Annotated in this window: 12 protein-coding genes and 1 tRNA gene; 9 read left to right on the top strand and 4 right to left on the bottom strand. The window is 70.2% G+C overall.

The genetic code is table 11. The features are described 5' to 3' along the window. Nucleotides 1-51: 51 nt before the first annotated feature. Entirely contained in the window at nt 52-198 is a 147-nt protein-coding gene (locus J2753_RS04075; protein ID WP_209490633.1) for a hypothetical protein, read from the bottom strand. A gap of 84 nt (nt 199-282) precedes the next feature. On the opposite strand from J2753_RS04075, the gene J2753_RS04070 reads away from it, so the two are divergent. The 7 genes from J2753_RS04070 to J2753_RS04040 all read left to right on the top strand — a co-directional run bounded on the left by J2753_RS04070 (nt 283) and on the right by J2753_RS04040 (nt 6,288). Then, the gene (locus tag J2753_RS04070; protein ID WP_209490632.1) at nt 283-1,374 is read left to right on the top strand and encodes a zinc-dependent alcohol dehydrogenase family protein; all 1,092 of its coding nucleotides are present in this window, start codon (nt 283-285) and stop codon (nt 1,372-1,374) included. Nucleotides 1,375-1,421: 47 nt separating this feature from the next. Further along, entirely contained in the window at nt 1,422-2,375 is a 954-nt protein-coding gene (locus J2753_RS14530; protein WP_209490631.1) for a DUF4129 domain-containing protein, read from the top strand. Next, a complete protein-coding gene (locus J2753_RS04060) occupies nt 2,372-2,938 on the top strand; it encodes a DUF7269 family protein (protein WP_209490630.1) in 567 nt (188 codons plus the stop codon). The genes J2753_RS14530 and J2753_RS04060 overlap by 4 nt, the downstream gene beginning before the upstream one ends. After that, nucleotides 2,935-4,209 (top strand): DUF58 domain-containing protein, encoded by a 1,275-nt coding sequence (locus J2753_RS04055; protein ID WP_209490629.1) that lies wholly within the window; start codon nt 2,935-2,937, stop codon nt 4,207-4,209. Before J2753_RS04060 ends, J2753_RS04055 begins: the two co-directional genes overlap by 4 nt. Nucleotides 4,210-4,264: 55 nt before the next feature. Continuing rightward, entirely contained in the window at nt 4,265-4,759 is a 495-nt protein-coding gene (locus J2753_RS04050) for a DUF7519 family protein (RefSeq protein ID WP_209490628.1), read from the top strand. 41 nt (nt 4,760-4,800) lie between these two features. Beyond that, nucleotides 4,801-4,885 (top strand) — tRNA-Ser (locus tag J2753_RS04045). Between the two features lie 290 nt (nt 4,886-5,175). Then, nucleotides 5,176-6,288: an ABC transporter substrate-binding protein gene (locus J2753_RS04040; RefSeq protein WP_209490627.1), complete on the top strand. Its 1,113-nt coding sequence runs from the start codon at nt 5,176-5,178 to the stop codon at nt 6,286-6,288. A gap of 303 nt (nt 6,289-6,591) precedes the next feature. Here the strand turns inward: J2753_RS04040 and J2753_RS04035 are convergent, their stop codons facing one another. Then, nucleotides 6,592-7,155: a hypothetical protein gene (locus tag J2753_RS04035; RefSeq protein WP_209490626.1), complete on the bottom strand. Its 564-nt coding sequence runs from the start codon at nt 7,153-7,155 to the stop codon at nt 6,592-6,594. A gap of 112 nt (nt 7,156-7,267) precedes the next feature. Here J2753_RS04035 and J2753_RS04030 point away from each other — a divergent pair, with 112 nt between their 5' ends. Together J2753_RS04030 and J2753_RS04025 are read left to right on the top strand one after the other, a co-directional pair. Next, nucleotides 7,268-8,062: a DNA polymerase sliding clamp gene (locus J2753_RS04030; RefSeq protein ID WP_209490625.1), complete on the top strand. Its 795-nt coding sequence runs from the start codon at nt 7,268-7,270 to the stop codon at nt 8,060-8,062. Nucleotides 8,063-8,113: 51 nt separating this feature from the next. After that, on the top strand, nt 8,114-8,350 hold the full coding sequence (locus J2753_RS04025; RefSeq protein WP_209490624.1) for a hypothetical protein: 237 nt from the start codon (nt 8,114-8,116) through the stop codon (nt 8,348-8,350). 64 nt (nt 8,351-8,414) lie between these two features. Here the strand turns inward: J2753_RS04025 and J2753_RS04020 are convergent, their stop codons facing one another. Together J2753_RS04020 and J2753_RS04015 are read right to left on the bottom strand one after the other, a co-directional pair. After that, nucleotides 8,415-9,248, bottom strand: a complete 834-nt coding sequence (locus J2753_RS04020) for a fructosamine kinase family protein (RefSeq protein ID WP_209490623.1) — start codon at nt 9,246-9,248, stop codon at nt 8,415-8,417. 112 nt (nt 9,249-9,360) lie between these two features. Continuing rightward, nucleotides 9,361-10,185, bottom strand: coding sequence for a Nif3-like dinuclear metal center hexameric protein (locus tag J2753_RS04015; protein WP_209490622.1), 825 nt, complete (start codon nt 10,183-10,185; stop codon nt 9,361-9,363). Between the last annotated feature and the right edge of the window lie 152 nt (nt 10,186-10,337).

Here is a 10,337-nt window from a genome sequence, read left to right as displayed (position 1 = left end):
AACTGTGACGGGGGGGCCGGTCGCCTCAGTCGCCGTTCGGCTCCGGCACCGTCAGCACGGGGCAGTCGGCGGTCCGGACCACGCGCTCGACGGCGTTCCGGTGGGGAACCGGTCGAGCGCACGTTTCTTGTGTGCGCCGGCGACGAGCGTGTCGGCGCCGCGCTCCGTGGCGTACTCGGCGAGGACGCCGTCGTACATGGTGGCCCTGTTCGCCCGCTGTCGGTTAAAGGCTCGTGACCCCCACCGACAACTCTACCCACACTCCACCCGAACGGCCAGACAATGCGCGCTGCAGTGCTCCGCGAGTACGGCGAACCGCTCGACGTGACCGAGGTGCCAGAGCCGAATCCGGCACCGGACGGCGCCGTCGTCAACGTCGAGGCCTGCGGCATCTGTCGGAGCGACTGGCACGCCTGGCAGGGTCACGGCGAGTGGGCCGACGATCAGGTGCCGCTGAACTACGTGCTCGGCCACGAGCCAGCGGGCCGGGTCGTCGAGGTCGGCGAGGACGTGGATCGCTTCGCGGTCGGCGACCGCGTGGTCGTCCCGTTCAGCCTCGGCTGCGGGGTCTGCGGGGAGTGCCGAACTGGTCACGGCAACACCTGCGAGGACGGCCACGCGCTGGGGTTCGAGGCCGACGTGCCGGGCGCGTTCGCCGAGCAGGTCGGCGTCCCCCACGCCGACCACAACCTCCAACAACTCCCCGCCGGCGTGAGCTTCCGCGACGTGGCCGCGGTCGGCTGCCGGTACATGACCGCGTTCCACGCGCTGGCTCACCGTGCCAAAGTCGGGGGCGGCGACTGGGTCGCGGTCCACGGCTGCGGGGGCGTCGGCCTCTCGGCGGTCCAGATCGCCGACGCGCTGGGTGCCCGGCCCATCGCCGTCGACGTGAACGCCGACGCGCTCGCCCGCGCGGCGGACGTGGGCGCCAGTGAAGTCGTCGACGGGAGCGAAGCCGACGTGGTCGACGACGGCCGACAGAGCGCCGTCGACCCCGTTGTCGACCGGATCCACGAGATCACCGACGGTGGGGCCGCGGTCAGCCTCGACGCCCTCGGCCGGGCCGAGACCGCTCGGAACTCCGTGGAGTGCCTGCGCTCTCGGGGAACCCACGTGCAGGTCGGGCTGACCACCGACGCCGAGAAGGGCGAAATCTCGCTGCCGACCGACTGGATGACCCGCTGGGAGATCGACTGGCTCGGCTCCCGCGGGATGCCGCCGGCGCGCTTCGGCGAACTGCTGGCGATGGTTGACGACGGCACGCTGGACCCGGGCGCGCTCGTGGGCCGGGAAGTGGGGCTCGCGGATGTCTCCGACCGGCTGGCGGCGATGTCCACCTACGAGACCGACGGCATCGAGATCCTCACGTTCTGAGACCCGTCAACGAAACCACTATACCTCGGTTGTGACTAGCATACCCCGTGCAGCGGGACACCGCGGTGGCAGTCGTCCTTGCCCTCCTCGCCCTCCTCGCAATCGGCGCCGCGGGCGCCACGCTCGAGAACCCGGCCGACGCGGACGCCGGCTCCGGGTTCGGCGCCGGGAGCGGCGGCGGCCTCGGGAGCGGCGGCGGCGGCGGTCAGAACGGCAGCGCGAGCAGCGGCGGCGGGATGCAGTGGACCGGCGAACTCAGCGGCGCCTGTATGCAGATCCTGCAGACCCTCCCGGCGAAACTCCTGCTGATCGGGCTCGTCGCCGCCGTTTCGGGCTACGTCTGGTGGCGCACCGACTCGCTCGGATTCGGCGTCCTGACGGCCATTCTCTACGGCCCGCTGGTCTACCTCGTCTGGTTCGCGCTCGCGGGCTGTCAGACGCTCCGGGAGGCGGTGCCCCAGTCGCGCCAGCCGGCGAACCGGACCCAGACGCCGACGGGTGAGGCTGGCGGCGGGTCGCTCGGCGCCGCCGCGGAGTCGGCGACCAGCCAGCCATCGGTGCTGCTGGCGGTCGTACTGGCCGTCCTGATCATCGCGGCAGTGATTCTGGTCTACGTGGCCTCCGCGGACGACGTCGTCGACGCCGTCGAAGAGGACCCGGTTCCGGAGCACCACGAGGAGACAGATATCGCCGCGGTCGGGCGCGTGGCCGGCGAGGCAGCCGACCGCATCGAGGGCGACGAGGCGTTCGGGAACGAAGTGTACCGTGCGTGGACAGAGATGACTGAGCATCTCGCCGTCGAGCACCCGGAGTCCTCGACACCGGCCGAGTTCGCGGCCGCGGCCGTCGACGCCGGGATGGCGCCCGATGACGTGCGCGAACTCACGGACCTGTTCGAAGAAGTGCGCTACGGCGACCGCGCGGTGACTGCGGAGCGAGAGCGCCGTGCCGCCGACGCCCTCCGCCGGATCGAGGAGAGCTACGCGGAGGGTGAGGAATGAGGCTGCGGCTCTCGGCGGCGGTCGGCGCCGTCGCGGTACTCGTCGGCTTGGCGGTCTCGTTCCAACAGGGGCTCGCCGGCGCGATTCCGGCGAGCTGGGCGTTCGTGCTGCTCGTCGCCGTCGTCGCGGGCCTCCAGACCGTCAGCACCGTCTTCTCCCGGCGACGAACGCCGATTCAGGCGGCCGAGACCGGCGACCCCGAGCGACGCTACGAGGCGCCGACGCCCGGCGACGACCTCGCGGAGACGCTCGCGTTCGCGCGCCGGCGCTCCCGTGCGGGCGACCGGCCGCGTGACCGCGTTCGAGAGCGCGTCGCCGAGACCGCTGCCGCGGCCGTGGCCGACGCGGCAGGCTGCTCGATGGACGAGGCAGCGGAACACGTCCGTACGGGCGAGTGGACCGACGACCCGGTCGCGGCGTGGTTCCTCGGCGAGGAGGTCGGCCTCCCGCCAGCCGCGCGGGCGCGCCTGTTCGCCGCGGCGCCGTTCTCGCAGTTCAAGGCCTCGCTCGACCGGACTGTTCGGGAGATAGCGCGACTGAGCGATCACGGGGGGGAGCGATGAGCTACACCGACGCGCTCGACACCGGCCACTGGGCCGGGATCGGCGGGCTGGCGTTCGCGGCGTTCGCGCTCGGCCTGCCGTTCCAGCGCCCCGGCCTGTTCCTCGTCGCGCTGGTCGGCGTCGGTTTCGCCGCCTACGCCCGCCTCGGCGACGCGCCGGAGCCCGATCTGACCGTCGAGTACGATCTCTCGGAGTCCTCGCCGGCCCCCGACGACGAGGTAACGGTCTCGATCACCGTCGAGAACACGGGGTCGGCGACCCTGCCGGATCTCCGCCTCATCGACGGCGTGCCGCCGGGGCTCTCGGTCACCGACGGCACCGCCCGACTCGGCACCGCGCTCCGGCCGGGCAAGCGCGCGACGTACAGCTACACCGTCACCGCAACGCGGGGCACCCACGAATGGGAACCGATGACGGCGGTGGTCCGCAACGCCAGCGGCTCCCGGGAGCGAACGGTCGAAATCGAACAGGGGACGACGCTGCGCTGTCTCCCCGAACTCGCGGCCAGCAGCGACCTGCCGCTGCGCGGGCTGACGACGCCGTACGCGGGCCGGGTCGCCACGGACGTCGCTGGCTCGGGACTGGAGTTCCACTCCACCCGGGAGTATCGCCGGGGCGACCCGCTCTCGCGGGTTGACTGGAACCGCTACGCCCGCAGCGGCGAGCTATCGACGGTCTCGTTCCGCGAGGAGCGCGCGGCGACGGTGGTGCTGCTGATCGACAGCCGGGAGGACGCCTACCGCGCGCCCGACGACGAGACGCCCAACGCCGTCGAGCGTAGCGTCGACGCCGCGGGCGAGGCGTTCTCGGCGCTGCTGGCCACCGGCGACCGGGTGGGGCTGGCCAGCTACGGCCCGGAGGAGTGCTGGCTTGCGCCGTCGACGGGCGAACGGCACCGCGCGACCACCCGGCGGATGCTCGCGGACCACCCGGCGTTCGCGGTGGCGCCCGCTGAGGGGCCGTTCTACCCCTCGATCACGCTACGGCGGCTCCGTCGACGCCTCCCCGCGGACGCACAGGTCGTGCTGTTCAGCCCCGCCGCGGACGACTACATCGCCTCGGTCGCCGAGCGCCTCGATGCCTACGGCCATCAGCTAACGCTGATCAGCCCGGACCCGACGGTCGCCGACAGCACGCCCCACCGGCTGGCTCGGCTGGAGCGCGACGCCCGGCTTCGAGGACTCCGGAGCCGCGGGATCCGGGTGATCGACTGGGGTGAGCGCCCGCTTGCGGTGGAGCTAACGCGGGCGACTCGGAGGTGGGGACGATGACCTGCGCTCTTCCCCTCCACAAGACCGGTCGCCATCGCGACCGGAGGTGGGGGCGATGAGCGAGATAACGCGCGAACCGTCTCGCTTCGGCATCGCCGTCGCGGCCGGCTTCGGCCTCCTCGCGGTTGCGGCGACCGGTATCGTCGTCCCGACGGGTGCCGCCGCCGCCGGAATCGGACTGGTCGTGCTGCTCGTCGGGCTGGCGCTCCCCTCACAGCGACTGATCACCAACGGCGCCGGGATCGTGCTGCTCGGCGTGCTGTACGCGGGCTACACGGGTGCGCCGGCGGCGCCGCTGCTCGTCGCCGCGCTCACGGGCGTGCTCGCGTGGGACGCCGCGAGTAACGCCGTCTCCGTCGGCGAGCAGTTGGGGAAGGAGAGTTCGACGTTCCGCGGCGAGGTCGTCCACGTGGCGTCGTCGTTCCTCGCCGGCACCGTCGCCGTCGCCGTCGGCTACGCGGTGTACCTCGCCGCTGCCGGGGGCCAGCCGATGGCGGCCGTCTTCCTGCTGGTGGTCGGCGCCGTCGCGCTGGTGAACGCGCTGCGCTGAACCGTAACCGATTAACCGGAGCCCCGCCGATGATTGGGTGAGCCGAGGTAGCCTAGCCTGGCCAAGGCGGTAGATTCGAAATCTACTGTCCTCACGGACTCAGGGGTTCAAATCCCCTCCTCGGCGTTTTCACCGTAGACAACACGCCCAGCCCGGAGCGTCTGCTCCGGGCACGGCGCTGTCAGGTGTGGTAGCTGATCGGTGGGATTTGAATCAGGGAGTGACGCGAGCAGTCGCGAGCGGAGTGACCGTGGTTCAAATCCCCTCCTCGGCGTTTCTGAAGCATAACGTCGACCAGTGCCGCGTCTCGTCGCGGCGCGTCGTCGACTATGGCCCAACCCCCAGTGTCACCCCACACTCTTTCGGCCCGCCTAAACTCCGGCAGCCTTTTGTCCCCTTAGGTCGGCCTAAACCGTATGGATCACGAGACCACATCGACGCGTCGAAGCTATCTGGCAGGCGGGGCGGCGCTCGTCGCCAGCGGACTGCTCGCTGGCTGTGCCGGCGGCGACAGCACCGCGACCGAGACTGGCGGGGAGACCTACTCCGTCTCCATGGAGCCAGTCGGCGAGGTCGAGTTCGACAGCGTCCCCGAGACGTGGGTCGCCAACAACGGCAGTTGGGCCGACATGGGCGTCGCGCTGGGTCAGGAGCCGCCGAAGGCGCTCTGGCTCACCAACCGCTACCACACCCAGTACTACGACGCCATCGACGGCGTCTCCGTCGACAAGAGCGGGATGCGGAACCTCTACAGCGACGGCGTGGACAAGGAGCTGTTCTACGAACTCGGCGGTGATGTCCACGTGATCGACCCGAACTTCCTGCTGAACCGCTTCAGCGGCTGGGAGCAGGCCGACGTCGACGAGATCGAGGAGAACGTCGGGCCCTTCTTCGGCAGCAGCATCTTCTCGCGGGGCTACGGCTGGCACGAGGACTACCAGTACTACAGCCTCTACGAGGCCTTCGAGAAGCTCTCGCAGGTGTTCCAGGAGGGCGAGCGCTACGAGGCGATGGTCGAGGTCCACAACGAGTTCCAGTCGACCATCGAGAGCGTCGTGCCCGCCGAGGGCGAGCGCCCGTCGGCTGCGGTGGTCTGGGCCGCCGGCAACGAGCCCGAATCGTTCTCGCCGTACATCATCGGCGAGGGGTCGAGCTTCAAGCATCTGCGCGAACTCGGCGTCCGGGACGCCTTCGCCGACACCGACGTGCGTGACTTCCACAGCGACCGCAGCAGCGTCGACTACGAGACGCTGCTCGAGATCGACCCCGACGTGCTGCTCTGCCGGGGTCACGAGGCCCAGACCGCCGAGGAGTTCCAGGACACCGTGGTCTCGTTCATGGAGAACCACGACGTGGCCAGCGACCTCACCGCGGTCAAGAACGGCGACGTCTACCGCGGCGGCCCGCTCTACCAGGGCCCGATCACGAACATGGTCGTGACCGAGCGCACCGCACAGGACCTCTACGACGCCGAGGACGACCTCTACGACGCCGGCCGCGTCGCCGACATCGTCAACGGCGACTTCTAGCGGTCGATGAGCGGGTGGTAGGCGGTTTTTCGACGGTGCGGTGTTTTGCTGAGACTCGCCGTAACAGCATCTCGTTCGGTGGCGACTGATGACCGCAGGGTGGTGGCGCGCGAAGCGTCCGCGCCTCCGTGCGCGGACCGAGCGCGCGAGGGGTGAGCGAGGGTTAATCCCGAGCGAACCGGCTGGGGAGGCGTGAGGCCGCCGGGCTGTCAGCAGTGCGGTTCAAGTGGCCAAGCATCGAAACGCCGTCGCGGAAGCTGTTTCTCTGCCGAAAAACGCGGTCTGACCCCGGGCTCACAACGTCTAGAACTCCGTCACTTTTGACTGGATCCGGCCGTCGTCGACGGTTTCGTCGTCGGCGACGTGCCGCGCCAGCCGGTCCCGACTCACGTCGTCGTGGCCGTGGAGATACGCCAACTCCGTCAGCGACAGCTCCCCGCCCTCCTCCAGTTTGTGCAGCAGCCCCTCGGGGCTCAGTCGTTCGTAAGTCACGTCCAGATCCACCGTCGCCGCGCGCCCTTCGCCGGCCTCGGCGACGTTGACCGCCTCGTTCAGCACCGCCTCGACGTCGAGGTCGGTATCGCCGATTCCCTGGTAGAGCAGCGCCTGCGCCGACACCAGCGCGTCGAACGCCTCGGGCCCGGCGAGGTTCCCCAGTCGCTTCTCGAACACCAGTTCCCGGTCGTGCTCGTCCAGATGCTCGACCAGTAGCTCGAAATCCCGGACCGCCTCGAACAGCCGGTCCCGGATCCGTGCCCGGGCGTTGCGCTCGGACTGGACGTTCGAGAACGCCGTCTCCCCGCGCAGGTACGCGCGGTCGGCCTCGCTCAGGATCCCACGCTCCCGGGCGTCGCCGTCGTCGCTCATACCCGGAAACGGAGTACGACTTCGATAAAGGTTGTGTTTGATACTCTGAAACTGATTATCTACCGCATTCCTGTGAAAAACCCTTATGGGCTGTCCGGTCCCGGACCTGTCCATGCCCGAAGCCGTCTCCCCCACCGTCTCGCTGCCGCAGGACCCCGCCGTCGACGCCGCCATCGACGCCGACCGACTCGACGAATCGCTGGCCGTCGTCGGCGCGCTGGTCGACGAGTGCCGCATGGAGTTGGCCCCGGAGGCGCTCCGCGTGCGCGCGGTCGACCCCGCGAGCGTCGCCGCCGTCTCGCTGGACCTCCCGGCCGAGGCGTTCGAGCGCTACGAGGCCGGCGGCGAGACGGTCGGCATCGACGTGGAACGACTCGCAGCCGTCGTCAGCCTCGCGGACCCGGGCGATTTGGTCCGACTCGTGCTCGACGCCGAGCGCCGCCGCCTCCACGTGCTGGTGGGCGAACTCGCCTACACGCTCGGCCTGATCGACCCCGAAGCGATCCGCGAGCCGCTGGACCCCGCCGAGATGAACTACGACTGCCCGGCGTCGCTGACGCTCGAGGGCCGGGACGTCTCGCGGTTCGTCGACGCCGCCGACATGGTCTCGACCCACGTCCGGCTGGGCATCGACGCCGGGGCTGAGACGTTCTACGTCGAGGCATCGGGCGATACCGACGACGTGGCGCTGGCGTTCCCCGGCGAGGACCTCGCCGCGCTCTCGCCGGCCGACGCGGAGTCGCTGTTCAGCCTCGATTACCTCCGGGAGTTGGCCCGCCCCATCCCGGTCGGGAGCGAGGTCGCGATGGAGCTCGGGACCGAACAGCCGGTGACACTGTCGTTCGCCGTCGCCGACGGCACGGGCACGGCGACGTTCCTGCTCTCGCCACGGCGCGCGGTCGCGTGAGCCCGGACCGGCCACGGGTGGTTTGATGGTCTCCCCCCGAGAAGAGCCGCTATGAGCACCGAGGAGCCCACCGAGCGATGCTACACGGAGGTCCTCTCGCGCCTCGACAGCGAGGAGCGCGAGACGGTCGCCGAGGCCGCGGCGCTGCTTGCCAGCACCGCCGACCGGATGGCGGCCGTCGAGAGCGACGGCGACGCCGAGGGGATGGCGGTCGAACTCCGGCGCATCGCTGACGAGCAGGCCCGGATCGAGGAGATGGCCGTCTCCCCGCGCTCGGGCAGTAACTGAGAATGCCCCCGGGGCTTCTCGGCTACGTCGCCGGCCTCTTCCTGCCCATCACCGGGCTAAGCCGTCAGTAGCCCAACTCGCCGAGCGTCTCCTGAATCGGCTGGAGATACTCGTCGCCGAAGTGGCGCAGATGCACCAGCATCGGCAGCAGGCGGTAGATCGGCCGCCGGTCGCCGACGCCCCGCGGCAGGTCGGGGTAGCGCTCGAAGAAGGCGTCGCCGCCGGTGTCGGTCCACGCGATGTACGCCAACTCCACTTCCGGGTCGGCGTAGTAGCAGGCCGGATCGAGGAACGCCAGCACCTGCTCGCTGTCGGTCACGAGGTTCTCGCGCCAGACGTCGCCGTGGATCAGCGACGGCTCGGGGTCGTGATCGAGCAGTTCCGGCAGCTCCGCGCACAGCCTCTCGATCCGGCCGGCGTCGGCGTTCGAGAGCAGCCCCTCCTCCACCGCCTGCTCGGCCATGTAGCCGAGTCGGTGGTTGCCGAAGAACGACGGCCAGTCGTCGGTCCGGGGGTTCGGGAGATCCAGCTTCCCGGAGAGCGTGTCGACCGGGAAGCCGAACGTCGGCGCCGTCTCGGCGTGGAGCGCGGCGAGTCGGTCCGCCAGATCCCGCTCGACGGCTCGGGTGATCTCGGGTTCGCCCTCGACGAACGCCATCACGAGGAGGTCTGCTGTGGCGTGGTACACCTCGGGAACTGTGAGGCCGTGGTTCGCGAGGTGGCGGAGCATCTCCGCCTCGGTCCGGAGGTCGGTATCGGCGGTCTTGGCGACCACCTGCCGGCCGTCAGCGAGGTCGACGCGGTGGACGCTCCCCACTTCGCCGCCATCGAGTTCCGTGGCGTCGGCGACGCCCGTCCCGGCCCACGACTCGACGGCCGCCGTCGTCGTCTCGTCCATGGGCCAGCGAGCGCATCGAGGGGGAAAACCGCACCGTTCAGCGGTCGGAGAAGAGCACCTATCGCGGCTTCTCTGTCGGATCCTCAGGGGCCAGTCGGGACCGACTACCGACTCACAGCCCGGTCGGGTGGTCGACGAACACCGTCTCCAGCCCCCACTCCTCGGCCAGCGCCGCGAGCGAGCGCACGCCGAACGTCTCGGTGGCGTAGTGGCCGGCCAGCAGGACGTTGATCCCGGCCTCGCGAGCCTCGTGGTACACCTGCTGTTTCCCCTCGCCGGTGATCAGCGCGTCGGCGCCGGCGGCGACGGCCTCGTCCAGCCAGTCGACGCCGCTGCCGGTGAGCACGGCGACGCGTTCGACCTCCTCGGGGCCGAACGCGAGCGTCTGGACGCCCTCGCCGCCGGTTTCGAGTTCGTCGGCCAGCAGTTCCGAGAGCGCGCCCACCCGGATCGGGTCGTCACGCTCACCCAGCAGGCCCACGGTTTCAGTGCCGATCTCGCCGAAGGACTCGCGGGCCGAGAGATCCAGCAGGTCGGCGAGGCCCGCGGCGTTGCCCAGCGTCGGGTGGCCGTCGAGGGGCAGGTGGGAGACGTACAGCGACACGTCGTTTTTGACCAGTGGTTCGATGCGGTCGTACTCTCGGCCGGTCACGCGGTCGAGGCCGCCCCAGACGAGGCCGTGGTGGGTGACCAGCACGTCGGCGTCGCCAGAACGCGGTGCGTTCTGGCTGGCTAACGAATCGCTGCGCGATTCGTGACCGCCGGCGTCGATGGCGGCGTCGATGGTGGCTTCGGCGGCGTCGACGGCGAACGCGACGGTTTCGAGGTCGCCCTCGCGCCGGCCCACCTGCAGGCCGTTCGGGCTGGCGTCGATATCGGCGTACGCGTCGGTCCGGAGTTCCTCGTCGAGTCGGTCGAAGAAAGCTGCGCGATCCATACCGGGGCCGTCGGGCGCGGACGGCTTGTACCCCCGGGGTCCGGCCAAACCGATCCGTTAGTGGTCGTGGTCGTGGTCGTGGCCGTGCTCGTGCTCCTGATCGTTGTCGCCGGCGATGGCCGCGCCCTCGCCGTCGATCATACGAATTTCGA

The organism is Halolamina salifodinae (assembly GCF_017874235.1).
In the GTDB taxonomy this organism is placed as follows: Archaea; Halobacteriota; Halobacteria; order Halobacteriales; family Haloferacaceae; genus Halolamina; species Halolamina salifodinae.
The sequence above is the reverse complement of the archived record's forward strand: the minus strand, read 5'-3'. Positions and strand labels throughout refer to the sequence as shown.

Excerpts from the sequence above, each read along its gene's own strand:
- J2753_RS04060 (WP_209490630.1), top strand. The coding sequence starts at position 2,372 with ATGAGGCTGCGGCTCTCGGCGGCGGTCGGCGCCGTCGCGGTACTCGTC.
- J2753_RS04020 (WP_209490623.1), bottom strand. The coding sequence starts at position 9,248 with ATGGACGAGACGACGACGGCGGCCGTCGAGTCGTGGGCCGGGACGGGC.
- J2753_RS04035 (WP_209490626.1), bottom strand. The coding sequence starts at position 7,155 with ATGAGCGACGACGGCGACGCCCGGGAGCGTGGGATCCTGAGCGAGGCC.
- J2753_RS04030 (WP_209490625.1), top strand. The coding sequence starts at position 7,268 with ATGCCCGAAGCCGTCTCCCCCACCGTCTCGCTGCCGCAGGACCCCGCC.
- J2753_RS04070 (WP_209490632.1), top strand. The coding sequence starts at position 283 with ATGCGCGCTGCAGTGCTCCGCGAGTACGGCGAACCGCTCGACGTGACC.
- J2753_RS04015 (WP_209490622.1), bottom strand. The coding sequence starts at position 10,185 with ATGGATCGCGCAGCTTTCTTCGACCGACTCGACGAGGAACTCCGGACC.
- J2753_RS04025 (WP_209490624.1), top strand. The coding sequence starts at position 8,114 with ATGAGCACCGAGGAGCCCACCGAGCGATGCTACACGGAGGTCCTCTCG.
- J2753_RS04050 (WP_209490628.1), top strand. The coding sequence starts at position 4,265 with ATGAGCGAGATAACGCGCGAACCGTCTCGCTTCGGCATCGCCGTCGCG.
- J2753_RS04040 (WP_209490627.1), top strand. The coding sequence starts at position 5,176 with ATGGATCACGAGACCACATCGACGCGTCGAAGCTATCTGGCAGGCGGG.
- J2753_RS04055 (WP_209490629.1), top strand. The coding sequence starts at position 2,935 with ATGAGCTACACCGACGCGCTCGACACCGGCCACTGGGCCGGGATCGGC.
- J2753_RS04075 (WP_209490633.1), bottom strand. The coding sequence starts at position 198 with ATGTACGACGGCGTCCTCGCCGAGTACGCCACGGAGCGCGGCGCCGAC.